Source organism: Luteibacter sp. NPDC031894 (genome assembly GCF_050273135.1).
Lineage (GTDB): Bacteria > Pseudomonadota > Gammaproteobacteria > Xanthomonadales > Rhodanobacteraceae > Luteibacter.
The window spans coordinates 566,562-590,880 of the sequence record NZ_JBNNMV010000002.1 but is presented as its reverse complement, the minus strand read 5'-3'; the positions used below and the strand labels follow the sequence as shown (position 1 = coordinate 590,880).

At 64.2% G+C, this 24,319-nt stretch carries 18 protein-coding genes and 2 pseudogenes; 13 read left to right on the top strand and 7 right to left on the bottom strand.

Going from position 1 to position 24,319, the window contains the following annotated elements:
* Window positions 1–40 precede the first annotated feature (40 nt).
* Complete coding sequence (locus ACQKIE_RS08615; RefSeq protein WP_427457913.1) at window positions 41–3,523, top strand: hybrid sensor histidine kinase/response regulator; 3,483 nt, start codon at window positions 41–43, stop codon at window positions 3,521–3,523.
* Between the two features lie 165 nt (window positions 3,524–3,688).
* Here the strand turns inward: ACQKIE_RS08615 and ACQKIE_RS08610 are convergent, their stop codons facing one another.
* Both ACQKIE_RS08610 and acs read right to left on the bottom strand, forming a co-directional pair.
* Window positions 3,689–4,357, bottom strand: coding sequence for a response regulator transcription factor (locus ACQKIE_RS08610; protein ID WP_427457910.1), 669 nt, complete (start codon window positions 4,355–4,357; stop codon window positions 3,689–3,691).
* 3 nt (window positions 4,358–4,360) lie between these two features.
* The gene (gene acs / locus ACQKIE_RS08605) at window positions 4,361–6,301 is read right to left on the bottom strand and encodes an acetate--CoA ligase (protein ID WP_427457907.1); all 1,941 of its coding nucleotides are present in this window, start codon (window positions 6,299–6,301) and stop codon (window positions 4,361–4,363) included.
* Window positions 6,302–6,459: 158 nt separating this feature from the next.
* Here acs and ACQKIE_RS08600 point away from each other — a divergent pair, with 158 nt between their 5' ends.
* Window positions 6,460–7,929, top strand: coding sequence for a hypothetical protein (locus ACQKIE_RS08600; RefSeq protein ID WP_427457904.1), 1,470 nt, complete (start codon window positions 6,460–6,462; stop codon window positions 7,927–7,929).
* A 12-nt stretch (window positions 7,930–7,941) separates the two neighbouring features.
* Window positions 7,942–9,606, top strand: coding sequence for an MFS transporter (locus ACQKIE_RS08595; protein WP_427457901.1), 1,665 nt, complete (start codon window positions 7,942–7,944; stop codon window positions 9,604–9,606).
* Between the two features lie 48 nt (window positions 9,607–9,654).
* On the opposite strand, the gene ACQKIE_RS08590 is transcribed toward ACQKIE_RS08595, so the two are convergent.
* The 3 genes from ACQKIE_RS08590 to ACQKIE_RS08580 all read right to left on the bottom strand — a co-directional run bounded on the left by ACQKIE_RS08590 (window position 9,655) and on the right by ACQKIE_RS08580 (window position 12,219).
* Complete coding sequence (locus ACQKIE_RS08590; RefSeq protein WP_427457898.1) at window positions 9,655–10,548, bottom strand: LysR family transcriptional regulator; 894 nt, start codon at window positions 10,546–10,548, stop codon at window positions 9,655–9,657.
* Between the two features lie 54 nt (window positions 10,549–10,602).
* Window positions 10,603–11,298 carry a cysteine hydrolase family protein gene (locus ACQKIE_RS08585; protein WP_427457895.1) on the bottom strand — a complete coding sequence of 232 codons (696 nt, stop codon included), beginning with the start codon at window positions 11,296–11,298 and terminating at the stop codon, window positions 10,603–10,605.
* A gap of 147 nt (window positions 11,299–11,445) precedes the next feature.
* Window positions 11,446–12,219 carry an alpha/beta fold hydrolase gene (locus ACQKIE_RS08580; protein WP_427457892.1) on the bottom strand — a complete coding sequence of 258 codons (774 nt, stop codon included), beginning with the start codon at window positions 12,217–12,219 and terminating at the stop codon, window positions 11,446–11,448.
* Between the two features lie 184 nt (window positions 12,220–12,403).
* Between ACQKIE_RS08580 and ACQKIE_RS08575 the strand changes: the two genes are divergently transcribed.
* From ACQKIE_RS08575 to ACQKIE_RS08565, 3 genes and pseudogenes are all read left to right on the top strand, one after another.
* Entirely contained in the window at window positions 12,404–13,468 is a 1,065-nt protein-coding gene (locus tag ACQKIE_RS08575) for a PA0069 family radical SAM protein (RefSeq protein WP_427457889.1), read from the top strand.
* 220 nt (window positions 13,469–13,688) lie between these two features.
* A pseudogene (locus ACQKIE_RS08570) lies at window positions 13,689–14,489 on the top strand (integrase core domain-containing protein).
* A 135-nt stretch (window positions 14,490–14,624) separates the two neighbouring features.
* Window positions 14,625–15,236, top strand: a complete 612-nt coding sequence (locus tag ACQKIE_RS08565) for a DUF416 family protein (RefSeq protein WP_427457886.1) — start codon at window positions 14,625–14,627, stop codon at window positions 15,234–15,236.
* Window positions 15,237–15,334: 98 nt separating this feature from the next.
* On the opposite strand, the pseudogene ACQKIE_RS08560 reads toward ACQKIE_RS08565, so the two are convergent.
* Window positions 15,335–15,662: pseudogene (locus ACQKIE_RS08560) on the bottom strand (integrase core domain-containing protein); the annotation flags it as partial.
* Window positions 15,663–15,696: 34 nt separating this feature from the next.
* On the opposite strand from ACQKIE_RS08560, the gene ACQKIE_RS08555 reads away from it, so the two are divergent.
* Window positions 15,697–16,095 carry a hypothetical protein gene (locus ACQKIE_RS08555; RefSeq protein WP_427457884.1) on the top strand — a complete coding sequence of 133 codons (399 nt, stop codon included), beginning with the start codon at window positions 15,697–15,699 and terminating at the stop codon, window positions 16,093–16,095.
* A gap of 2 nt (window positions 16,096–16,097) precedes the next feature.
* On the opposite strand, the gene ACQKIE_RS08550 is transcribed toward ACQKIE_RS08555, so the two are convergent.
* Window positions 16,098–18,164, bottom strand: coding sequence for a 2-oxoglutarate dehydrogenase E1 component (locus tag ACQKIE_RS08550; RefSeq protein WP_427457882.1), 2,067 nt, complete (start codon window positions 18,162–18,164; stop codon window positions 16,098–16,100).
* A gap of 95 nt (window positions 18,165–18,259) precedes the next feature.
* Between ACQKIE_RS08550 and ACQKIE_RS08545 the strand changes: the two genes are divergently transcribed.
* The 6 genes from ACQKIE_RS08545 to ACQKIE_RS08520 all read left to right on the top strand — a co-directional run bounded on the left by ACQKIE_RS08545 (window position 18,260) and on the right by ACQKIE_RS08520 (window position 24,294).
* Window positions 18,260–18,853 (top strand): TetR/AcrR family transcriptional regulator, encoded by a 594-nt coding sequence (locus tag ACQKIE_RS08545; RefSeq protein ID WP_427457879.1) that lies wholly within the window; start codon window positions 18,260–18,262, stop codon window positions 18,851–18,853.
* Window positions 18,850–19,557: a G/U mismatch-specific DNA glycosylase gene (gene mug / locus ACQKIE_RS08540; protein WP_427457876.1), complete on the top strand. Its 708-nt coding sequence runs from the start codon at window positions 18,850–18,852 to the stop codon at window positions 19,555–19,557. Before ACQKIE_RS08545 ends, mug begins: the two co-directional genes overlap by 4 nt.
* A gap of 39 nt (window positions 19,558–19,596) precedes the next feature.
* The gene (locus tag ACQKIE_RS08535) at window positions 19,597–20,037 is read left to right on the top strand and encodes an SRPBCC family protein (protein ID WP_427457873.1); all 441 of its coding nucleotides are present in this window, start codon (window positions 19,597–19,599) and stop codon (window positions 20,035–20,037) included.
* 165 nt (window positions 20,038–20,202) lie between these two features.
* The gene (locus ACQKIE_RS08530; protein WP_427458426.1) at window positions 20,203–21,522 is read left to right on the top strand and encodes an ABC transporter permease; all 1,320 of its coding nucleotides are present in this window, start codon (window positions 20,203–20,205) and stop codon (window positions 21,520–21,522) included.
* A gap of 10 nt (window positions 21,523–21,532) precedes the next feature.
* Window positions 21,533–22,744, top strand: a complete 1,212-nt coding sequence (locus tag ACQKIE_RS08525; RefSeq protein ID WP_427458424.1) for an ABC transporter permease — start codon at window positions 21,533–21,535, stop codon at window positions 22,742–22,744.
* Window positions 22,745–22,932: 188 nt separating this feature from the next.
* On the top strand, window positions 22,933–24,294 hold the full coding sequence (locus ACQKIE_RS08520; protein WP_427457870.1) for a TolC family outer membrane protein: 1,362 nt from the start codon (window positions 22,933–22,935) through the stop codon (window positions 24,292–24,294).
* The last annotated feature ends 25 nt before the right edge of the window (window positions 24,295–24,319 follow it).

The following is a 24,319-nucleotide window of genomic DNA, read 5'->3' as shown; positions in this document are numbered from 1 at the left end:
GTGGCCCTAGAATGGCCACGTATACCGGGGGAGGCCAAAGGTGATCGCAGGCTGGCTGTTGTTGCTGGTGTCGCTGCTCTACGTGGGGATGCTCTTCGGCATCGCCTACCTGGGCGACCGCCGTCCGCTTTATCCGCGGCAGCCGAAGCTGCGTCCCTTGGTCTACAGCCTGGCCCTCGCGGTGTACTGCTCGTCGTGGACGTTCTACGGCGCGGTCGGCACCGCCGCGGTCTCGGGCCTGTCCTACCTGCCGATCTACCTCGGTCCGCTGCTCCTCTTCGTCCTGGGCTTCGGCCTGCTCGAGCGCCTGGTGCTCGTGGCGCGGGAACGCAACATCACCTCGATCGCCGACTTCATCGCCGCGCGCTTCGGCAAGTCGCACGGTCTGGCGGCACTCGTCGCGGTCATTGCGGTCGTGGCCGTGATTCCCTATATCGCCCTGCAGTTCAAGGCTGTGGCGATGTCGTTCACCGTCCTCGGTGCCGGCAACTCCGCCTGGTGGTTCGGCGATACCGCCTTGTGGTGTGCCGGCCTCCTCGCTGTGTTCGCGATCCTCTTCGGTACGCGCAACATCGACGCGACGGAACACCACCACGGCATGATGCTTGCCGTCGCTGTCGAGTCGCTGGTGAAACTGCTCGCCTTCGTCGCGATCGGCGTCTATGCGTACCTGCACGGCCCGGGGCTGGTGGAAACGATGCGCGCGCCCATGCTCCAGGTGGAAAAAGGAAGCATGCCGCCCGGCTTCGTCGCGCAGACGCTGCTCGCGTTCTGCGCGATGTTCTGCTTGCCGCGACAATTCCAGATCGGCGTGGTGGAATGCGAAGATCCACGCGACCTGCACCGCGCGCGCTGGTTCTTCCCGATCTACATGGTGCTGATCTCGGTAGCGGTGCTACCCATCGTCAGCGCGGGACTGCACCTCCCGCAGGTCACGCGGGGACACGTGGATGCGTGGGTGCTGAACCTGCCGATCGCCTTGGGCGATAGCGGCATCGCCCTCCTCGCCTTCGTTGGCGGCTTTTCCGCCGCCACCGGCATGGTGATCGTCGCGGCCGTGGCGCTCGCCACGATGATCAGCAACGACCTGGTGATGCCGGCGTTGTTGCGCGTGAAGCGGCTCGACCTCGAGCGCCGCGGCGACCTCTCGAACATCGTGCTGCTCGTGCGCCGCGTGGCGATCGTCGTCCTCGCGGGGCTGGCGTACATCTACTACCGGATCATCGCCGACGCCGAGAACCTCGCCGCCACCGGGCTGTTGTCGTTCGCGGCGGTGGCGCAGTTCGCGCCGGCGATCGTCTCGGCGCTCTATTGGCGCGGCGCTAGCCGTGTCGGCGTGTACGTCGGCCTGCTCGCGGGATTCGTCGTCTGGGCGTATACCCTGCTGCTGCCCGCCATGACCCGCGCCGGCTGGTTGCACCCGGGCTGGATGGACGACGGTCCGTTCGGCCTCGGCTGGCTCAAGCCGACCGAACTGTTCCATCTCACGGGGTGGGAGTCGGTCACGCACGGCACGTTCTGGTCGTTGCTGTTCAATGTCGGTTTCCTCGTTTTCATCTCGCTGCGTTTTCGTCCCAGCGTCGCGGAGCGTCTCCACGCCGCCCTCTTCGTCGATCCCTTCGTGCGTAGCGCTACCGGCGCCGGCGACTGGCGTGGGCGAGTCACCGTGCGCGACCTCGGCACGATCGCCGGGCGCATCGTCGGCGACCGCGTCACCGTGCGCGCGTTCACCGAGTACGGCCAACGCCACGGCGTGACGCTCTCCCCCACCGATTCCGCCGACCGTCCGCTCATCCAGTTCACCGAACGCCTGCTTGCCAGCGCCGTCGGTGCGGCCAGTGCCCGGCGCATCCTGATGGGCGCGCTCTCGGGCACCGGTCTCGATATCGCCGAAGCCATGGCCTTGATGGACGAGGCGTCGCAGGAGCTGCGCTTCAATCGCGAGCTGCTATCCACGACGCTGGAAAACGTCTCGCAAGGCATCAGCGTCGTCGACGGCGAGATGCGCCTTGTCGCATGGAACCGTCGATACCTGGAACTGTTCGGTTACCCCGATGGCATGGTGTACGTCGGACTGCCGGTCGCCGACCTCATCCGCTGGAATGCCGAGCACGGCGAGTGCGGCCCCGGCGAGGTCGACGAGCACGTGGCCAAGCGCATTCGCTACATGCGGGCCGGGTCACCGCATGTCTTCCAGCGTGTGCGCCCCCACGGCACGGTGATCGAGATGCGCGGCCGGGCGTTGCCGGGCGGCGGCTTCGTGACGACGTTTACCGATGTGACAGCATATAAGTCGGTGGAACAGGCACTGATCGACGCCAACGAGACGCTCGAGCAGCGCGTGGAAGATCGCACCGCCGAATTGTCCGAGGCCCTGAGCGCGACCGCCATCGCGCGGCGCGAAGCCGAAGCCGCAAACGCATCGAAGACGCGCTTCCTCGCCGCCGCCAGCCACGACCTGCTGCAGCCGCTCAATGCGGCCCGGTTGTTCACCTCGGCGCTACGCCAGCACCCCGGGCTCGACGGCGAGGTGGCGAAGCTGGCGGAACGCATCGATGCCTCGTTCCGCGCGGCGGAAGACCTGCTCGACGCACTGCTCGACGTCTCGCGACTCGATGCCGGCAGCTATCGTCCGGAAGTCGCGCCGTTCGCACTGGAAGACTTGTTCGATTCCCTGCGGCAGCAATTCGCCGTCGTGGCCGAGCAGCGCGGCCTGACCCTTCGCGTGGTGCCCTCCTCGCTCGCTGTGCGTTCGGACGCGCAATTGCTTCGCCGCATCGTCGCCAACTTCCTCTCGAACGCCTTGCGCTATACGCGCTCCGGCGGCGTCCTGCTCGGCGTGCGCCGCAGCGGCGACACGGTGCGCATCGAGGTCTGGGACAGTGGGCCCGGCATCGCCCACGAACAGCAGGCGCGGATCTTCGGTGAGTTCCAGCGGTTGGAGCGTCCGTCGCCGTGGGGCGAGAAAGGCCTCGGCCTCGGTCTCTCCATCTGCGATCGCCTCGCCGGCATCCTCGGCCATCCCCTCGGCCTGCGTTCCCGCGTCGGCCAGGGGAGCTGCTTCAGCATCACCGTGCCACGCGCGGAAGCCGTGTCGCGCAAGCGCGCGCCGGCCGTCGTGCGTCCGGGCGGCGAACAGCTGCCGCTGACGGTACTGTGCCTGGACAACGACGAGACCATTCTCGAGGGCATGCGTGCGCTGTTGGGCCGCTGGGGCGTCGATTGCCGCGTGGCCTTGGATGTCGAGGCCGCGCTGGAGACGCTGTCGGCCACGCACGTCGACTTGATCCTTGCGGACTATCACCTTGGCGAAGGCATGGACGGCCTCGAGGCGCTGCAGTTCCTCGGCGGCAAGGTGACGCGGATGCCACCGGCGGCGATGGTGACGGCCGACGGAAGCACCGAGTTGAAACAGCGCGCGCGTTCGCTGGGCTACCCGTTGCTGCACAAGCCGGTGCGACCGGCCGCGTTGCGTGCCTTGCTAGTCGCATTGGTCAAGCGCACGGGAACGCACGCGGCCTGAGGTAATCCCATTCGCTCGCAAGCGAGCTTCCCACAAACCTGCAATGGGCTAGTGCTTGCTAGCAATCCCATAAAACCGAGGGGCCGGTGCTTGCCAGCCAAGCCCACAAAACCTGGGACGGCTCAGTGGGAAGCGCGCTTGCGCGCGAACGGTCGAAGCGAAACGTTAACCTTCTTGCGACACACCAGGGAATGCTTCCTTCTCCACATCCAGGTGGCTCGCCGCCAGCGCCACTTGTGTGCGATTCGACACACCCAGCTTTCGCATGATCGCGGTCATGTGCGCCTTCACGGTCGCCTCGGACACGCCGAGGTCGAAGGCGATCTGCTTGTTGAGCAGACCCTCGGCGATCATGTTCAACACGCGGAACTGCTGCGGCGTGAGCGACGCCACGCGCGCGGCGACATCGGCCTCGTCGGCCTTCAGTTCGACGCTACCGCCGACGAGCTGGTGCGGAAGCCACACGTCGCCATCCAGCACGGCACGCACGGCCTCGACGATCTGCTCCACCGCCGCGGACTTCGGAATGTACGCCGACGCCCCATGGGCAAGCGCCCGGCGCGCGATCTGCCCTTCCTCATGCCCCGAGACGACGATAGTGGGCAAACCCGGGTACTGGCCACGGATGTGCGCGAGCGCGGAGTAGCCTCGCGCGCCCGGCATGTGCAGGTCCATCAGCAACAGGTCCGCGTCGGGTAGCGATTCGATGAGCGCGAACAGGGCCGGAACGGTGTCCGCGGTGTGCACCGTCGCGCCCGGCACCGCCGCCAGCACCGCGCGCTGCAAGGCATCGCGGAACAGGGGATGGTCGTCGGCAATGAGGACGTCGGACATGGGCTACTTGATCAACCGTTCTTCCACGAGGCTCTTCACCACGCCGGGATCGGCGAGGGTGGATACGTCGCCGAGCTGGTCTGGCTGGTTCTCGGCGATCTTGCGCAGGATGCGGCGCATGATCTTGCCGGAACGTGTCTTCGGCAGGCTCGGCGCCCATTGCAGGTAATCCGGCGCGGCGATCGGACCGATCTCCTTGCGCACGCCCGCGATCAGTTCCTTCGCCAGCGCCTCGCTGCCCGTTTCCCCGGCGACGAGGGTCACGAAGGCGTAGATGCCCTGGCCCTTGATGTCATGCGGGCAACCCACCACGGCGGCCTCGGCCACCTTCGGATGCGCCACGAGCGCGCTTTCCACTTCCGCGGTACCGATGCGATGGCCCGAGACGTTGATGACGTCGTCGACGCGACCGGTGATCCAGTAGTAACCGTCGGCGTCGCGCCGCGCGCCGTCGCCGGTGAAGTAATTGCCCGGATAGGTCTTGAAATACGTATCGACGAAGCGCTGGTGATCGCCGTACACGGTGCGCATCTGACCGGGCCAGGAATCGGTGATGACCAGGTTGCCGCTGCACTCGCCTTCCTGCGGCTTGCCGTCGGCGTCGACGATGGCCGGCTTCACGCCGAAGAACGGCAACGTGGCGGACCCCGGCTTCAGGTCGATGGCACCCGGCAGCGGCGTGATCATGAAACCGCCCGTCTCCGTCTGCCACCAGGTATCCACCACCGGGCAGCGTTCGTCGCCGACCACGCGGTAATACCAGTTCCACGCTTCCGGATTGATCGGTTCGCCGACCGTACCCAGCACGCGCAGGCTCTTGCGCGAGGTCTTCTTCACCGGGCCCTCGCCCTCGCGCATCAGCGCGCGAATGGCCGTGGGCGCCGTGTAGAACAACGTCACCTTGTGCTTGTCGACGACCTGCCAGAAGCGGCTGAAGTCGGGATAGTTCGGCACGCCGTCGAACATCACGACGGTGGCGCCATTAGCCAGCGGACCGTATACGACATAGCTGTGGCCGGTGACCCAGCCCACGTCGGCCGTGCACCAGTAGATATCGTCCTCGCGGAGGTCGAAAGCCAGTTCGTGCGTGAGACTCGTATACACGAGGTAGCCGCCACTGCTGTGCAGCACGCCCTTCGGCTGGCCCGTCGAGCCCGACGTGTAGAGGGTGAACAGCGGGTCCTCGGCGTTCATCGGCTCCGGGGCGCACACCTCGGACTGGCCTTCCATCAACGTGTGGTACCAGCGGTCGCGCGGCGACTGGAAGGGGATGGCGCCGCCCGTGCGGCGAACGACGATGACCGTCTCCACGCTGTTCGTGCGCGGACGCGTCAGCGACTCGTCGACGTTGGCCTTCAGCGGAATCTTCTTTCCGCCACGGCAGCCTTCGTCGGCGGTGACGATGAGCTTGGCGCCCGAGTCGGCGATGCGGCTGGCCAGGGAATCCGGCGAGAAGCCACCGAAGACCACGGAATGCACGGCGCCGATACGCGCGCACGCGAGCATGGCGACGGCGGCCTCGGGAATCATCGGAAGGTAGATCACCACGCGGTCGCCCTTGGCGATGCCCAGGTTCTTCAGCGTGTTCGCGAACTTGCACACCTCGGCATGCAGCTCGCGATAAGTGATGCTGCGCGATTCGCCCGGATCGTCACCCTCGAAGATGATGGCGGTCTTGTCGCCGCGCTGGGCCAGGTGGCGATCCAGGCAGTTGGCCGAGACGTTGAGCTGGCCGTCTTCGTACCAGCGGATGTAGAGGTCGTTCGGGTCGAAGGAGACGTTCTTGATCTTCGTGGGCGGCACGATCCAGTCGAGCCGCTCGCTCATCTCCTTCCAGAACCCGTCGGGATCCTGGACGGACCGTGCGTACAGGCGCTCGTAGTCGTCCTTGCGGACGCGCGCCGTGGCGGCGAAGGCGGGATCGACCGGGTGCAGATCGGACATGCTGGCTCCAGGGGTTTGCTATGGCCTGAAGTTTAGCCTCGCGGCGCAGCATTAAGCTGCGAACCCGCTACGACTTTGGTCGAGGTTCGACCTTTGGCGAATGGCAGGCCCAACGGCCGTGTCACATGCTCGGCCTGCCAATGGTTGGGGAGACCATGATGAACAGCATTCGCTCCGGTGGCCGCAAAGCCATCGCCCTCAGCGTCGCCTGCGCCCTGATGCTGCCGATGGCAGCGTTGCCGGACCTGGCCCATGCCCAATCGCGGGCGAAGAAATCCACGCGGGAAGCCCAGCTCGAATCCCGAGTGAGCCAGCTCGAGCAGCAGCTGGCCGAACTGAAGGCCATGATCCAGCAGCAGAACGCGGCGACCACGCAAGCCACCGCGACCGCGCAAGCCGCGCAGACCCAGGCCCAGCAGACCGACGAGAAGGTGACCCGCGTCGAGAAGACCGTGGCCACGGTGCCGGCGAAGCCCACCTTCAGCTCGGCACCCGGCGTGTCCGTCGCCTTGCACGGCTTCATCAACGCCAATGCGTTCAGCCAGAGCAAGAGCTTCACGTACGGCAACGGCGCCAACGCGGAGTACCCGATCCCCGGCCAGGGTGGTCGCGTGAACGACTCCCTGAGCGGCGTCGATGTGCGCAATACGCGCTTCTGGCTCGACTTCACCGGCGCCAAGTTCAACGAGAACTGGGCCGGCAGTGGCCGCCTCGAGATGGACTTCTTCGGTGGGTTCAACGGGACCGGTCCGTACAGCCAACAGCAGCCGACGCCGCGCCTGCGCCAGGCGTACATGGACATCACCAACGCGGCCACGGGCACGACCTTCCGCATCGGCCAGATGTGGGACCTGATGTTCCCGCTGGAATACGTGCCGCAGTCGCTCTCGCACATCGCCTTCCCGCTGGGCTACGGCACCGGCATGATCGGTTGGCGCTATCCCGGCATCATCCTCATGCAGGACCTCAACCACGGATCGGAGGGCGTGAAGTGGCGCTTCGACCTGGGTGTCTTCGAGGGCAGCTGGAACGGACCGGGCCTCACGACCAACTACCTCACCGCGGGTAACGCCGGCTTCAAGCCACAGGTGGAGGCGCGGCTCACCGCCAAGGGTACGAACTGGCAGATCTTCGGCGCCGCGCATTACAGCAAGCTGGACCTGCACGGCGTCGACGGCGAGACGGTGACGCCGATCAAGAGCGGCATCAAGAGCAGCGCGTACGAAGTGGGCGGCATGTGGATGCCGGGCAACTTCATCGTCAAGGGCGCCGTCTACACCGGTACCGCCATCGCGCAGATCTTCGGCGACCTCTCGCAGTTCGGCGACATCAAGGACAAGGGCGGTTACCTGCAGGTCGGCTACAAGTTCACGCCGAACTGGAGCCTGTACGGCACCCTCGCCGGCAGCAAGCCCAACGAGAACGACGTGCTGCGCTGGCGCGCACCCACGGCGCCGGGCCTGCTCAAGAACCGCCAGCAGGCGCTCAGCCTGCAGTACACGGCCGGTGCGTACGACTTCAGCATCGAGTGGCTCCACTCGAACCTCAATTCGACCACGGTCAACGGCTTGGGCCGGCAGAAGACCTCGGCGAACGAATTCACCCTCAACGGCAACTACCGGTTCTGATCGGAGACCGACATGGCGACTACCGCGGGCGGCCTTCGCGCCGATGGCACCATTGGAACCAGTCATAAGCGCGTCATTTTCGCGTCCAGCCTGGGCACCGTCTTCGAATGGTACGACTTCTACCTTTACGGCTCGCTCGCCGCGATCATCGGCAAGCAATTCTTCACGGGCCTCAACGAGACCAGCCAGTTCATCTTCGCGCTGCTGGCTTTCGCCGCGGGCTTCTTCGTGCGGCCGTTCGGCGCGATCGTGTTCGGTCGCGTGGGTGACTTGATCGGACGCAAGTACACCTTCCTCATCACCATCGTGATCATGGGTACCTCGACGTTCCTGGTCGGCGTACTGCCGGGCTACTCCACCATCGGCGTGTTGGCACCCGTGCTGCTGATCGTGTTGCGCCTGTTGCAAGGCCTGGCATTGGGCGGCGAATACGGCGGCGCCGCCACGTACGTCGCGGAACACGCGCCGATGGGCAAGCGCGGCTTGTACACCAGCTTCATCCAGATCACCGCCACCTTCGGCCTTTTCCTGTCGCTGCTGGTGATCCTGGGCACGCGCATGGGCATGGGCACCGAGGCATTCGAGGCCTGGGGCTGGCGCATTCCGTTCCTCATCTCGTCGGTCCTCGTAGGCATCTCCGTCTACATCCGCATGCAGTTGCAGGAATCGCCGGTGTTCCAGCAGATGAAGGCGGAAGGCAAGCACTCGAAGGCGCCGCTGACCGAAGCCTTCGGCCGCTGGCCGAACCTGAAGCTGGTGATCCTCGCGCTCCTCGGCGCCACCGCCGGCCAGGCCGTGGTCTGGTACACGGGCCAGTTCTACGCACTCTACTTCCTCACCCAGAGCCTGAAGATCGACGGCACCACGGCCAACCTGCTCATCGCCGCCGCGTTGCTCATCGCCACGCCGTTCTTCGTGTTCTGGGGCTGGCTGTCGGACAAGATCGGACGGAAGACGGTGGTGCTTGCCGGCTGCCTGATTGCCGCGCTCACCATGTTCCCGATCTTCAAGGGACTCACCCACTTCGGCAACCCCGCGGTGGAAGCCGCCGCCGCCTCGTCCCCGGTGGTGGTCACCGCCGACCCGAACGCCTGCACGTTCCAGTTCGATCCCGTGGGCAAGAAGACCTTCACCAGTTCGTGCGACGTGGCCAAGAGCGTGCTGGCGAAGAAGGGCATCCCATACTCCAACGCCGAGGCGCCGGCCGGCGCGCTGGCCACCGTGAAGATCGGCGACGAGGTGATCGAATCGTTCGAGGGCACGCAGCTCGACAAGGCCGCATTCACCGCGCAGAACAAGGCGTTCACGGCGAGGATCGGTGACCAGGTCAAGGCCGCCGGATATCCCGAGAAGGCCGATCCGGCGGCGATGAACAAGCCGATGCTGGTGGTGCTGCTGTTCCTTCTGGTGCTCTACGTGACGATGGTCTACGGGCCGATCGCCGCGTGGCTGGTCGAGATGTTCCCCACCCGCATCCGTTACACCTCGATGAGCCTGCCGTACCACATCGGCAACGGCTGGTTCGGCGGATTCGTGCCCACGATCGGCTTCATGCTGGTGGCGTGGAAGGGCGACATCTACTACGGCCTCTGGTATCCCGTCATCGTGGCGTTGATGACGTTCATCGTCGGACTGTTCTTCGTGCGGGAAACGAAGGACGTTCCGTTGGAACATTGAGCCACCCGGCGCCGGCGCCTCCCTCGGAGGCGTCGGTTGCCTTCCGCGTCATCCGTCCCGATATCGTTCGACCATGTAATCAACGAAGACCCGTACCTTCGGTGCCAGATGGCGCGTCTGCGGATACAGGATGTGATAGTGCTGCTTGCCCAGGATGTAATCCGGTAGCACCGGTACGAGGCTGCCGCGAAGCAGATCGCCTTGCACGGTGCGCCGGGTGAATGCCGCGACACCGGCTCCGGCAAGCGTCGCGGCATAAAGGGCGGTGATCGCATCCACGGACAACGAGCTGCGCGGCGCCACGCGAATCGGAGCCTCCCCCTGTCGTGTGAGCGACCACGTCTCCGCCGTCCCACTCCCCGAGAACGCCAACCTCTCGTGTTGCGCCAGCTGTTCGGGTGTCATCGGCAAGCCGCGCCGGTCCCGGTACGCGGGTGATGCGACCAGCACGATGTCTGACACGGCAAGCGAGCGCGCCATGAGGGTCGTGTCGGCCAAAGGTCCGCTGATGCGGAGTGCCGCATCGAAACCTTCGTCGACGAGGTCGACGAAGCGGTCACTGCACGATAGGTCGAGTCGGATGTCCGGATAGCGTTCCTGGAATGCGGGCAGCCAGTCGGGCAACTCGAGCGTGCCGATGACGTGCGGGACGCTGACCCGCAAGCGACCGGCAACGCGCGCCTGCTCATCCGTCATGCTCTCGGCAGCGCTGCATACTCGGTCGAGGATGTCGACGCAGGCCGCGTAATAGCCTTCGCCGGCGGCGGTCAGCGCGAGGCGCCGCGTGTTGCGATTGAGTAGCTGGACACCTAGTGACGATTCCAGTTGCTTCAATTGGCGCGACACCGTCGAATGCGTCGTCTCCAACCGCTCGGCGGCGGCGGAAAATCCACCGCTCTCCACGATACAGCGGAAGGCACGCATCGCCAGGAACTGGTCCATTGCAGGGAAGCTCGGTTGTCGCTCCGCGCCGCGGATGCGGTGGGTGTAAACGCGTCAGCGCAACGGCAACTCGAGGATCTGCGATGTCGTCAGCACGTCGCCAAACGTATCCTCGATCTCCGCGAGCGCGGCGCGATGCAGGGTCTTCTCGTCGACAGTCGTGCCGTCCGTGCGTGTGATGGAGCGCGTCGCCGAGGCGTCCGATGCTACCACGACGTGGAAACCGGCCGGCACCGCATCGCGAGCCGCTCCGGCGACGCATGCGTGCGTCATCAGCCCGGCAACGACGATCGTTTCGATTTTCGCCGCCTTCAACCTGTGCTCCAGATCCGTGCTGGCGAAGACGCTGACCGTCTTCTTCTGCAACACCGTGTCCTGCGCGCGAGGTGTCATGTCCGGGTGGAACTTGACCGTCTCGCCATCGATGGCGAACAGCGCCGATCCTGCGGGTGCGATGTGCTGGACCGCGAATACGGGGATCTTCGCTTCGTCGGCGAACCGGATCAGGCGCCGCGCGTTTTCCATCGCCTTCTTCCCGTCGGGAATGGGCATCTTGCCGGTGAAGTACTCGTTCTGGAAATCGACGACAACAAGGGCGGTCGTCGTCGGGTCAAGACTTTCGAGCGACGTGGCACCCGACATCACGCGGATGGTCGGATGCGGATGAGCCGGTGTGGCAGCGGTGCTCGCGCCGGCGGCGGTGAGCGATGTGCCAAGGGCGGCAAGCTTGAGAAGATTCGAAAGCGACATGGTCCACTCCGTGAGTCGGTGAGGGTGCGATGGGCAACCTCGAGAACGTGGAAGGAGTCTCCATATCGCTAGCAGCGGGTGCAACGCTGCGAGAGGCACAGAGCCTGTGCATATGTTGCACAGGCTCCGACGCCATACGCGCTAGTTCTAGTCGCCTTTAGCTGCGGTTTCGACCAGGGCCGCGACTTCCTTCGGGTGGGAGATCATCACCACGTGCGAGGCGCCATCGACCACCACGGTCTTCTTCGACTTCGCACGCTCGGCCATGAACTTCATCGCCTCCGCCGGAATGTTCTTGTCCTTGCTGCCGTAGATATGCCACGACGGGATGTGCTTCCAGGCAGCGGCGGTTTCCGCCTCATTGAGGGCGCCGGCCGTGATGGGGCGTTGCTCGGCGGCCATGACCTTGGCCTGCTTGACGGGAAGGTCGCCGGCGAACTGTGCGGGAAACTTGTCCTGCTGGACGTAAAGGTCCTTATCCCCGCCGGAGAGTGGCACGGGCGGCGCGAGAGCCGGTCCGAGCGTGCTACCGGGGAATTTGCCGGATAGTCCGCCGGCCGACTCGCCTACCTCGGGCGAGAACGCCGCGACGTACACGAGGGCCTTCACGTTCGCATGCCCTTCCGCCGCCTCGGTAATAACCGATCCGCCGTACGAATGGCCGACCAGCACGACAGGCGCGTCGATACCCGCGAGCACGTCGCCGATATACGTGGCGTCCGTCTTCACGCCGCGCAACGGGTTGGCCGCCGCGACGACCGTGTAGCCGTCCTTCTGCAGGATGTCGACGACACCGTTCCAACTCGAGGCGTCCGCGAAGGCGCCGTGGACGAGGACGACGGTGGGTTTGTCGGCGGCGAAGGCGGCGGGGCTGAGGGTGATGGCAGCCAACAGGGCGGCGCGTGCGAGGGAATGGTGCATTCGGGATCTCCTTGGGTGACGGGGACTGGCGTGTCCCCGGGCGGGGATTGGAGCAGGTCGGCGTGGCGAAGCCTTGTCTGCTTTGGCGTCGACTGGGACGAATCCGGCGTGACGCCGTTCTCCGCGTATCGCGGTTTTTGAGACGGTGGAGTCGTACATTTGTACAATGTCCGACCCGATCCCCATGATTCGCCGCCACAAGGGCCGCGGCGCCGCCTCCAATCCGGAGGGCCGCTTCGAATCCACGCGTATCCAGGCCGAGGACGATGGCTGGTATCGCGAGGAGGACGACCACCGTCCGACCACGGAGGTGCGCGAGGAGCTGGCGCGCAGCGTCATCAGCCGGAACGATTCGCCCGACGTCAGCTTCGACCAGGCGACCAACCCCTACCGCGGGTGCGAGCACGGGTGCATCTACTGTTTCGCCCGCCCGTCGCACGCCTACCTCAACCTCTCGCCCGGCCTCGACTTCGAGACGAAGCTGTTCGCCAAGACCAACCTGGAAGAAATCCTCCGCGCGGAACTGTCCAAGCGCAGCTACGTATGCAAGCCGATCAACATCGGCAGCAATACCGATCCTTACCAACCCATCGAGAAGAAGTGGCGGCTCACGCGCGCCGCGTTGGCACTGCTCAACGAATGCAACCACCCGTGCACCATCGTGACGAAGAACGCCTTGGTCGAACGTGATCTGGACATCCTCGTACCGATGGCGCAGCGCAAGCTGGTGCAGGTGTTCATTTCGATCAATTCGCTGGACAACAAGCTGGCGTCGAAACTGGAGCCGCGAGCCTCGGCGCCGCATCGACGCATGCAGGCCGTGGGAACGCTTGCGAAGGCTGGTGTGCCGGTAGGCGTCCTGGTCGCGCCGATCATTCCCGCACTCAACGAACGCGACCTCGAGGCCATCATCGAACAGGCCGCGACGAACGGTGCGAACGCCGCGGGTTATACCTGCGTCCGCCTACCGTATGAACTGAAGCAGCTGTTCCGCGAATGGCTCGACCTCCACTATCCCGACCGCGCCGCGCACATCATGAGCCTGATCCAGCAGATGAATGGCGGCAAGGACTACGACTCGAACTTCGCCACGCGCATGCGCGGGCAGGGGGTGTTTGCGGAGATCATCCGCAAGCGCGTGGAAGTTGCGCGGCGGAAGAACGGGATCGATCGGGCCTGGGACGTGGTGCTGGATACGTCGCAATTCGTGCCGACGCGCCTGCCGTCGCCTCAGGGGGAGCTGTTCTAGGCGGCCATTGTGCAAATTCGGCAATCGGCTGGCTGGATACGCAAACGATGCACTAGGAAAAGGCCTTGTCTTCACCTCCTCGGTGCCAGGCAAGTACGTGGGTCGTCGGCGGTCTACCAGAAGATAGTCAACCAAAGCGGCGTGACTACGGGCTACCTGACCTGCCCCCACTGAGCCGTACCACGTGAAGCTGTAAAGTTCGTCAACCACGAGGACGGACATGAAGAAGAGTCGTTTCACCACCGAGCAGATCATTGGCTTCATCAAACAGGCCGACGCAGGGATGGCGGTCTCGGAGCCAGCGCGGCAGCATGGCTTCAGCCCCGCGAGCTTCTACGCCTGGCGGGCCAAGTACGGCGGCATGGGGGCCGAGGACGCCATGCGGCTGAAGGAGTTGGAGTCCGAGAACGGTCGGTTTAAGCGTCTGCTCGCAGAGGCCCATCTGGACATCGAGGCTTTGAAGGTCGGGTTCGGGGTAAAACGCTAGCCCCGCAACGCAAGCGCGAGGCAATCCGGCGCATGTGCGAGCTGACGCCGATCAGCGAGCGCCCGGGCTTGCCGCCTTGCGGGGCTGTCCCGCGATGCTTTCCGTCACGAACCGATACCCACGCCCGCCACGCAGGCGTTGTCGCTGCGGCTGGTCGAGCTGGCGCAAGCGCGCCGCCGCTTCGGTTATCCACGCGCCATACGAACCGACAACGGACCGGAATTCACCAGTCGCGCTTTCATCGCCTGGACGCAGCAGCATGGCATCGAGCACATCCTCATCGAACCGGGCTGCCCCACGCAGAACGGCTACATCGAAAGCTTCAACGCCAAGTTCCGCGACGAGTGTCTCAACGAGCACTGGTTCACGTCACTGACCCAAGCGCGTGACGTCATTGGAAGCTGGCGTCGTGATTACAACGAGGTTCGGCCCCATAGCCGCTGTGGCCGCATCCCACCATCGCAATTCGCTGCCCATCACCGCGCACAATCGGACAACAACGCAGTAATCTTCAACCCCGGACTTTCACAGTGATCACTGGTACGGCTGCTGGGGGCAGGTCACTACTGGGAGCGCGGCCAGCCGCCCAATATGTTCAGGGTGCGCACAGGAACTGAACAACCAAAACGTGAAGGCACTGTCCCCACTTAAGGAGGCTTCGAATTCCCAATGACTGAGTATGAAGACCGATTTAGATGGCTACTCTCAGAGTTGAGGAGCCGCCCATTTCTTCACCAACTTGCATTCGGCATTTGTATCTTTGAGCGATCACTACCTGGATATTTTCAATTTCAGCAGGAGACAGGATGGCACGGAGGTGCAGAACTCCGAGCCGTTCTAGCGAAATGCTGGAGTGTCCTGGAAGGCGGAAAAAACACTAATGAGCTATGTTTTACGACAAATGTAGAAGATTGCGCGCGGTGGATGCCGGAGTCCGAGAGATTCGATAGCCCATATACTTCCGCGGCCATAGATACTGCGAATATCGCATGTTGCCTTCTAGAATATCTAGACGCTAGTGATTTTCAATTCATACTTGAAGCGGCAGAAGCACGAAGGGACACTATTTATCTTTATGTGCAAAATTCGATGCCTGGGGTCCTTGTTGACGAATCGCTGCAGCGGGCGACGCATGAACATCCCCTCATGATGGAAGAGCTGTCATTTATGTCCGGAGACCTCGACGAGCTCGCCGATCTTTCAACGAAAGGCGCCGAACTCTCAACCGGACTTCTGAAGCGAATTCGAGCTATGCGCTACAGTGATCTTCGCTTGAAGTAACGCTTTCGTTCTTGAATCCCAATGGTGGAGGAATTACTCGTTTTCATTGGGAGAGCGAGATGCGTCCTTATGAGGGCGATATGTCGACCCCCCGTTAGTTAGTGCCAACCATAACCCGAGGTCGCCGGATCGTTTTGCTGTCTGAATTCGGCGGGTGTCAGCCCGCCAAGGCTGTCGTGCGGGATCTCGCCGTTGTAATCGGCAAGCCAGAGCTCAGCCTGCTCGCGCACCTCGGACAGGTTGCGGAACACATGCAAGTCGAGCACGCCGCGACGAAAGCTGCCGTTGAAGCGTTCGATGAAACCGTTCTGCATCGGCCGGCCGGGTTTCGATGAAGTCCAGGGTGATGCCTTTTCGTTCCGCCCATTCTGCTAGCGCCAAAGCCACAAATTCAGGACCGTTGTCCAGGCGAAGTTTCGACGGATACCTAACAGACGAAATACTCAAGAACGCGTTCTTGATGGAGCTCAACGAGAGGATCACTGGCGCGGTATCCGGGGGGCGTCGTTACGGGTGGGTCGCCTATTTTAGTCAGATCAATGACCAAGAAATTCTCTATCGGATCGACAGCGTCATCCGTGGACTCTTTTCCCGATTAGCTGAATTTCATTTCACGGCTCCGAAGGAGTTGAAGCGAATTGCGCGTTCACACTGGGAAATTCGGTATAACGTGCTCGGTGGGTACATTCGTAACTACGATGTCATCGTCACAACCGAACAAAGGATTGAATTTTTAGTGGCTCGTGGTCGTATGGGCGCGGGCGAAATACTTACAGAAGCTGATATTAATGAGAGGTATGAGGCTTACCTCGCTCGCCAACTTGCAGATATGCACGCCGACGAAGCATCCATGTACTAGTGCTAGCGGTGGCGAGCGAGCGCGACAACGTATATCCTCTGTTCGGACGGGGTGCGCCACCGCAATCCCAGCACGGCTTCTTCCGAAAGCAGGCTGTTCAGGACTTCGAACGATGCGCCGTCCCTCGCGACGGTGCCGATCGGTACATGACGCGCACCCGTCGCCTGGTCGCTGAGGACCGCGTGTCTCTGCGTAAACGTCCCCCGCTCCGTATCCTGCCCGGTCAGGCGCACGGACGTACCTTCATGAAGGAGCGTGCCGAGGGCCAATGCTTCGGCCGTCGACCAGTCGATGCCGGTGTCCTGCGCGATGGATTTCTCGCGCTGGTCGAGGAAACGCTGGATCGTAGGGTGGACGCGGAATCTCTCGGGGACGCGCGTCAATGCGGCGCCCACAGCGGCGACCACGTCGGCGCCGACGCCCGTCGGCGGGCTGGCGTCGCTCACCGCGGCATCACCTTGGAATCGCAGGCCTTCCCATCGTCCGCCCAACCAGTCAGCGGATGCTGGAACGAAGGCCTGGCTCGCTTCGAGTTCCCGATCGAGGTAAGCGACCCAAGCCGCCTTCATCCCGTTGAACACCTCATCGGTCAGGATGCCTTCGCCGCGCAGCCGGTCTGCGTAAACTTCCAGCGTGGACGGGTGCGACCGGATGGCCTTGTACATGAGCGGTTGGGTGAACGCCGGCTCATCACTCTCGTTGTGGCCGTAGTAGCGGAAACACACCATGTCGATCACAACCGGCTTTCCGAACCTCTGACGGAATTCGAGCGCGAGACGCGCGACAGTGACGACCGCCTCCGGATCGTCGCCGTTCACGTGGAAGATGGGGGCACCGACGACCTTCGCCAGATCCGACGGGTGCGGGGACGATCGCGCGTAGGTCGGGTCCGTCGTAAAGCCAATCTGGTTGTTGATGATGAAATGCAGCGACCCGCCCGTCCGGTAGCCTTCGAGGCCGGAGAGCGCGAAACACTCCGCGACCACGCCCTGCCCGGCAAACGCGGCGTCGCCGTGTATCAGTAACGGCAGTACGCTGGTGCGGCTGATCCGGTCGCCCTTCTGGTCCTGCTTCGAACGAACCTTTCCGAGCACGACGGGATCGATGATCTCCAGGTGCGATGGGTTCGACGCCAGCGAGAGGTGGATCGTCCGCCCGCCGAATTCGCGGTCGCCCGACACCCCGAGGTGGTACTTCACATCACCGGAGCCTTCGACCTCTTCAGGGAAGAATGCCCCCCCGCGAAACTCATGGAAGATCGCGCGGTGTGGCTTGCCGATCACCTGGCTGAGCACGTTGAGCCGGCCGCGGTGCGCCATGCCGATGACCGCGTCGGTCACGCCGTGGTGCGCCGCCAGTTCAATGATGGCTTCCAGCGCGGGAATCGTCGCTTCCGCACCGTCCAGGCCGAAACGCTTGGTGCCGACGAACTTCTTGTCGAGGTAGCGCTCGTAGCCTTTCACTTCCACCAGTTTTTCGAGGACACGCATCTTCTCTGTCGGCGACAGCTGCCCGGGAGCCACGGGCCCCTCGATGCGTTCGCGCAACCACTCGCGTTGCTCCGTGTCGGCGATGTGCATGTAGTCGTAACCGATGGTTCCGCCATAACGCGCGCGAAGGTCGGCTTGGCGATTGCGCAGGGTTGTCGTCTGTTGGCCGAACGTGCCGTCGACCGCGATGACCCGGTCAAGGTCGGCGTCGGTAAACCCGTGGGCCTGGTAGTCGAGATCGGCGTGAGCGTCGGGGGCCTTGAGCCCGAGAGGGTCAAGGCGGGCCTGGAGATGGCCGTACGAGCGGTAGGCATGGATCAGACGGGAGGCCCCGATCGCGTCGCGCACGCTGCCTGTCGCATCCGAAGGCAGGTTTCCGTCTTTCGCAAGCCCCGCGCCCGGCGAGGGGGCAGCCATGCGTACGGCGCCAGCGAAGGCAGCCTGCCATTCTGTGGGCAACGACGAAGGATCGTGCTCGTATTGCTCGGCGAGGCCCTCGACGTAAGGCGCGCTGCCTCCGTTGAGGAACGACGTATCGGCGAGCCATTGGACGAGGGAGCCGGAGCGGAATGCGGTCATGGCGGCGAATCCTGACGCGAGGGAGACAAGTCTGTCTACATCAAGCTTGATGTAGACAGGTCTGTATGTCAAGATGGACGGAACAAGGAGTCGCCATGCCCTCGAAATCCAGCGCAACGCTTCCCGCGCGCCAGCGCATCCTGGAAACCGCCAACCGCCTCTTCTACAGGGAAGGGCTGCGGGCGACCGGCATCGACAGGATCATCGCGGAGTCCGGTGTCGCCAAGATGTCGTTCTATCGCCATTTCCCGGCGAAGCGCGACCTCATCGTGGCCTTCCTCGAGACGCGCCACAAGGAGTGGATGGCGTGGTTCAGGACGGACGTCGAAAGCCGGCTCACGAAGCGCGGCGCCGGCCTCGAGGTCATTGCCGACGTCCTGGAGACTTGGTTCGCCCAGCCCGACTTTCGCGGCTGCACGTTCATGAATTCGGTCGCGGAAGCGGCCAGCGAGGAACCGGCCATCGCCGGCGTCGTCACGGAGCATGAGACGGAACTCGGCGACTACATTCAGGAGCTCGCGCAACGACTTGGCTTGTCCAACCCTAAGCGCGTGAGGGAGGCGGTCATGGTCGTCATCCAAGGGTCGGTCGTGCGGGCCCTGATGACAGGCGAGTACGGCGACCCCACGGTCGGCCGGATGCTTCTCCGCGCCATCGCCCGCGAGTACACACGCAAGAAACTTCAGTGATCCCGCGCGGGGAGCATGTGGACGGTACCGGGACGCTCCCCGATATCGTCAAGGCGGGCTTGGACGTCCTTTTTTGCGGGATCAACCCCGGACAGGCCGCGGCAAAGGCCGGTCACCATTTCCAGGGCAACGGCAACCGATTCTGGAAAACCCTGCACGACGCCGGCTTCACCCCTGGCCAGCTTACGGCAGTCGACGACGCGAGGCTGCCGGAGTTCGGGTACGGGCTGACGGCGGTCGTTCCCCGTGCCTCGCGCTCCGCAGACGAGGTCACCGGGCCCGAACTCCTGCAGGGCCTCCGGGATCTGGAGGCCAAGGTAAGGCGATGGAAACCCCGCGTCGTCGCATTCCTGGGAAAGGCGGCATGGACGGTGCATACCGGGAGCACTCAGGTGACATGGGGACGGCAGGGCTTGGCATTCGGGGGCGCCGAGGTTTGGGTCCTTCCCAACCCCAGCGGCCTGAACAGGCACTTTTCTCTCGCCGAGCTCGTGCGTGCGTACCGGGAACTGCGTGAGTATGTCGGGGCGGCGGAAGGAATCAGCCGGTCAATGCAGGCGCCGCCGGAGAAGTGGAGTGAGGCAGAGAGGCCCATGTGGCTGAGCCGTTCGCTGCCTTCAGCTAGATGTGTCGCCAGCCACCGGAGCGGCGAAGAAAATTTCGTGCGCGATGTCGAAACAGGGTCGCGCCGCTCGACGGAATAGTCAGAGGGACATCCTCTACCATCACAACGAGGTGAAACCATGGGTACCGTCAATCTCCACCGCGTCCTGCGCACCACGCCCGAGCGTCTCTTCAAGGCCTTCACCGATCCCGACGCCATGGCCAAATGGCTGCCGCCGTACGGATTTACCTGCAAGGTCTACGAGATGGACGCCAAGGTCGGCGGCACCTTCCGCATGTCGTTCACGAACTTCTCCACCGGCAACGGCCACTCGTTCGGCGGCAAGTACCTGGAACTGGAGCCCGGCAAGCGCCTTCGCTACACGGACGTTTTCGAGGATGCGAACCTTCCCGGCGAGATGGTCACCACTGTGACGCTGACCGCGGTCAGCGTGGGAACGGAACTGAAGGTGACGCAGGAGGGCATTCCCGATGCCATCCCGGCGGAAGCCTGCTACCTCGGCTGGCAGGAATCGCTGATGCAGCTGGCGCAGCTCGTCGAGCCGAACATCCCGGACTGACGAACGCTCCTCCCCAGCCACCATGGTGGCCATGTGCCATAAGTGGGTGCCGCCGGGCAGGGCGGCGCCATCTTGTGGCACATCAAAGGAGGTGCCCAAGCGGATACCTTGTTGAACGAAACGATGCGGGTCATCGACAGCATCGTTCCCACGACGGGGGTACGGATGCTTGGCTATTACGTAGAACTGGCCTTGCGCAACATGAAGCGCAACCGGATGCTCACCGCGCTCATGGTGCTCGCGATCGCCGTGGGCATCGGGGCGAGCATGACGACGCTGACGGTGATGCACCTGCTGTCGGGCGATCCCCTGCCCGGACGGAGCCAGCACCTCTATTACCCGCAGGTGGACGTCGACCCGCAGTCCAAGCGTCGCGAACCCTTCGACGTGCTCGACTACCAGACGGCGGTCGACCTCTGGCGTTCGCGGCGAGCCGACCGGCAGGCGCTCATCGTGAACAGCGACGTGAAGCTGCAGGCGCCCGACTCAAGGCTGCCGCCATTGATGTTGCCGATGCTGTCCACCACGACGGACTTCTTCGCGATGTTCGACGTGCCGTTCCGTTACGGACGGGGCTGGAGCGCCGACGACGATGCCCGGCACGCGCGAGTGGCGGTCATCTCCGCCGACCTCAACGAGAAGCTGTTCGGCGGCGCGAACAGCGTCGGCCGGGCGTTGCGGCTGCGCGGCAAGGACGTGCGCATCGTCGGTGTACTGGATGTGTGGCGGCCCTCGCCCCTGTTCTACGACGTGCGCGGCGGCCGCTTCTCCAACGGTGACACCGCCGACTTCTACGGAAAGCCGGAAGACGTGATCACGCCGTTGAACACGGCGCTCGACATCAACCACGGCTATTTCCAGCAGTTCACCTGCTGGGGCATGCCGGCGACGCCGGGCCACCTGCAGAACTCGCCATGTGTCTGGGTATCGCTCTGGGTGCAGTTGGGCGATGCGAGCAAGGTCGCCGCCTATCGGCGCTACCTCGACGATTATGCGGCCGAGCAAAAGGCGCTGGGGCGCATCTCGGTGGCTGACAACAACCGCATGCGCTCGTTGATGGAGTGGCTGGATTTCAACGGCGTCGTGCCCAGCGACGTGAAACTCCAGACCATGCTGGCCTTCGCCTTCCTGCTCATCTGCCTGTGCAACGTCGTGGGTTTGCTCCTTGCCAAGTTCCTCCGCCGCGGTGGGGAAATCGGCCTGCGCCGGGCGCTGGGCGCGACACGAAAGACGGTGTTCGCGCAATACCTCGTCGAAGCAGGCGTGATCGGCATCGTCGGCGGTATTGGCGGCCTGCTGCTCACGCTGCTCGGTCTTTCGCTGGTTCGACGGCAGCCCGTGCCTTACGCGGACTTCATCCACCTCGACGTGTCGATGTTCCTGGCGACCTTCGCGCTCTCGCTCGGAGTCAGCCTCGTCGCCGGCATGCTGCCCGCCTTGCGTGCCAGCCTCGTCGAACCCGCGCTGCAGCTGAAGGTGATCTGAGATGAGCACGATGCAGTTCCAGCCCATCGTCGCCGCACTGCGCAAGCACCGCATTGCCACGGTGCTCATCGCGCTCGAGATCGCGCTGGCCTGCGCCGTGCTGTGCAACGCCTGCTTCCTGATCATGCAGCGGGTGCAGGCGATGCACGTGATCACCGGCGTCGACGAAAGCGCCCTGGGCACCATCAAGCTCGACGGGTTCGAGCCGGTACAGGCGACCGATCTCAACGCGCGCGTGCTGTCGGCTGTCCGTGGCGTTGCCGGCGTGCGTGCGGCCACCGTCGTCAATACGGTGCCCTTTGGCCAACATGCCGGGCGTGCAGGCGTGTTCCTGGATCGGGACAAGGTCCAGTTCGGCGGCGTCGTGGAGTTCTATCTCGCGAGCCCAGGCACGGCAGAGGCGTTCGGCTTGCGCCTCATTTCCGGACGCATGCCCGCGCAGAACGAATACACGCCCGTCGCAAACTTCGTCCCGAAGAATCCCCCGGTGCTGGTCACGCGCGTACTGGCAGACCATTTCTGGCCCGGCGAGAACCCGCTCGGGAAGACTTTCTGGAGTGGTGAGACTTTTCGCGTGATCGGCGTACTGGATCACCTGGCCGTCCCGGAACCAGGCGGTGGCGAGGCGAAGGATCCCGATTGGTCGGTGTATGTTCCGGCCCAGCCGGGCCCACAATTCGCGGGCAGGTACCTCATACGCGCGGACCCGGCCGATCTGCCGGGCGTCATGCGCCGCGCCAAGGAAGCCGTGCTGCGGGCCGCCCCGGATGCGGTGATGGATCAGGCCCAAAGCCAGACGATAGGAGACCTGCGCAGCCGTTACTTCCTCAGCTCGCGCGTCATGACCGGGCTGCTGGTCGGCGTGGTGGTCGCGCTGCTCGGTACGACCGCCCTCGGGATCGTCGGACTCGCGAGCTTCTGGGTCGCCCAACGGCGCAAGCAGATTGGCGTGCGCCGCGCGCTCGGCGCGACCAGCGGCGACATCCTCCGTTACTTCCAGATCGAAAACTTCCTGATCGTCACCATCGGCATCGTGCTCGGCATGGCGCTTGCGTTTGGCATCAACGCCGCCCTGATGAAGGTCTACGAGTTGCCGCGCCTGCCGGTCTGGTACCTGCCGGTCGGTGCGGCCGTGCTGTGGGTACTCGGTCAACTGGCCGTGCTCGCGCCCGCACTTCGCGCGGCTTCCGTGCCTCCCGTCGCGGCGATGCGATCGGCATAGCGGTGACCGAGGGTGTCCGCGTGCGGCGTCCGCGGACAGGTTCGATGGACGCCGCGCCAGATCGAAAGAAATCGCAGGCGTCCGGACAGTCCCTGGAAAAGCGGCTCGTAAAGCGTGGACGGCAGGGTCCCGCACCCGGCACGCTTCTTGCTGAATCGCCCCATCGACACACTGGAATAGGGGCGAATATGCAGAAGCGGAAGTTATCGACGTGCCTTGGGCTCTTGCTGGCGTTGGCTGGCGGCGTGCCGGTGACGGCGGGTGCCGAAGATCTCCTGGACGTCTATCGCGAAGCCGTCGCCAACGATCCGGTGCTGGCCAGCGCGGATGCACGGCGGCTGGTCGTGGCGGAAGGCGTGCCGCAGGCCCGCGCGGCGCTGCTGCCGCAACTGTCCGCCGGCCTCAGCCTGCAGCAGTTCCATCCCGGCTATGCCGGTGTCATCAACGACGGCAACGGAAATCCGCAAGCCACCTCGAACAGCGGCCACAGCCGCCAGCGCGACCTGTCGTTGACCCTCGACCAGACGGTGCTGGACCTGTCGAAGTTCGCACGGGAGCGACAGGCCAAGCTCACGGCGGAGGCGCAGAACGCGACCTACGAGGGCGAACTCCAGGATCTGTTCGTCCGTACGACCACGGCCTATTTCAACGTGCTGGTCGCGCAGGACCAGGTCGAGGTGTTCCGCTCGTACGAAGACGCATACAAGCAGCAATACGAGCAGGCCAAGGTGCTGGTCGGGCAGGGCCTGAATCCCGAGGCGGATCTCACCCAGTCGCAGGCGTACTACCTCTACATCAAGTCGTCGCGCGTCGACGCGGAAACCGCGTTGAAGGACGCGCGCCGTGCGCTGCAGCAGCTGACGGGTAAGGAACCCGGCACGCTGAAAACCCTCCGCGACGACATCCCCATGGAGCGACCGACGCCGGACGATCCCAACGCATGGGTGGAACAGGCGATGCGCCAGAGCCCCTCCGTGCTCGCGGCCAGCCATCTCGTCAGCGCCGACGAGCACTCCATCAACGCGGCCCGCGCCGGCCACTTGCCCACACTGGGCCTTGCAGTCGGCTATGACAAAGCGGGCGCGTGGTCGAATCGCCTGCCTGGCACGGCCAGCTACGGCACGGGAAACACCACGGTGGGTCTGGTGCTTTCCGTCCCGCTCTTCAGCGGCGGCCTCACCCAATCCCAGGTGCGCCAGGCGATCCACCAGCGCGATGCCGACCAGGGCGACCTGGAAACCGTCCGCCGGCAGACGGCCCGCGATGCGTACAACTACTTCAACCGCGTGGAAGCCGGCATCGGCCAGGTGAACGACGCGCGCAGCGCGGTGGACGCCGCGAAGAAGGCACTGGCGTCGATGCGCGCCGGCTACGACATCGGCACGCAGAGCCTGACCAACGTGGTTTTCGCGATCCAGACGCTGGCTGAAATTCGCAGCCAATACACCGCGCTCCGCCATCAGTTCATCCTCAACAAGCTGCTGCTCAAGCGCACCGTGGGCGCGGCAACGCTCAAGGACGTCGAGGACATCAACAGGCTTCTTCAGTAATCTGGGCGCAGGTACGGAAGGAACG

Coding starts and splice junctions, on each gene's coding strand:
- ACQKIE_RS08595 (WP_427457901.1), top strand. CDS start 7,942: ATGGCGACTACCGCGGGCGGCCTTCGCGCCGATGGCACCATTGGAACC.
- ACQKIE_RS08520 (WP_427457870.1), top strand. CDS start 22,933: ATGCAGAAGCGGAAGTTATCGACGTGCCTTGGGCTCTTGCTGGCGTTG.
- ACQKIE_RS08550 (WP_427457882.1), bottom strand. CDS start 18,164: ATGACCGCATTCCGCTCCGGCTCCCTCGTCCAATGGCTCGCCGATACG.
- ACQKIE_RS08555 (WP_427457884.1), top strand. CDS start 15,697: ATGGAGCTCAACGAGAGGATCACTGGCGCGGTATCCGGGGGGCGTCGT.
- ACQKIE_RS08585 (WP_427457895.1), bottom strand. CDS start 11,298: ATGTCGCTTTCGAATCTTCTCAAGCTTGCCGCCCTTGGCACATCGCTC.
- ACQKIE_RS08590 (WP_427457898.1), bottom strand. CDS start 10,548: ATGGACCAGTTCCTGGCGATGCGTGCCTTCCGCTGTATCGTGGAGAGC.
- ACQKIE_RS08545 (WP_427457879.1), top strand. CDS start 18,260: ATGCCCTCGAAATCCAGCGCAACGCTTCCCGCGCGCCAGCGCATCCTG.
- ACQKIE_RS08580 (WP_427457892.1), bottom strand. CDS start 12,219: ATGCACCATTCCCTCGCACGCGCCGCCCTGTTGGCTGCCATCACCCTC.
- ACQKIE_RS08530 (WP_427458426.1), top strand. CDS start 20,203: ATGCTTGGCTATTACGTAGAACTGGCCTTGCGCAACATGAAGCGCAAC.
- ACQKIE_RS08610 (WP_427457910.1), bottom strand. CDS start 4,357: ATGTCCGACGTCCTCATTGCCGACGACCATCCCCTGTTCCGCGATGCC.
- acs (WP_427457907.1), bottom strand. CDS start 6,301: ATGTCCGATCTGCACCCGGTCGATCCCGCCTTCGCCGCCACGGCGCGC.
- ACQKIE_RS08525 (WP_427458424.1), top strand. CDS start 21,533: ATGCAGTTCCAGCCCATCGTCGCCGCACTGCGCAAGCACCGCATTGCC.
- ACQKIE_RS08535 (WP_427457873.1), top strand. CDS start 19,597: ATGGGTACCGTCAATCTCCACCGCGTCCTGCGCACCACGCCCGAGCGT.
- ACQKIE_RS08565 (WP_427457886.1), top strand. CDS start 14,625: ATGACTGAGTATGAAGACCGATTTAGATGGCTACTCTCAGAGTTGAGG.
- ACQKIE_RS08575 (WP_427457889.1), top strand. CDS start 12,404: ATGATTCGCCGCCACAAGGGCCGCGGCGCCGCCTCCAATCCGGAGGGC.
- ACQKIE_RS08600 (WP_427457904.1), top strand. CDS start 6,460: ATGAACAGCATTCGCTCCGGTGGCCGCAAAGCCATCGCCCTCAGCGTC.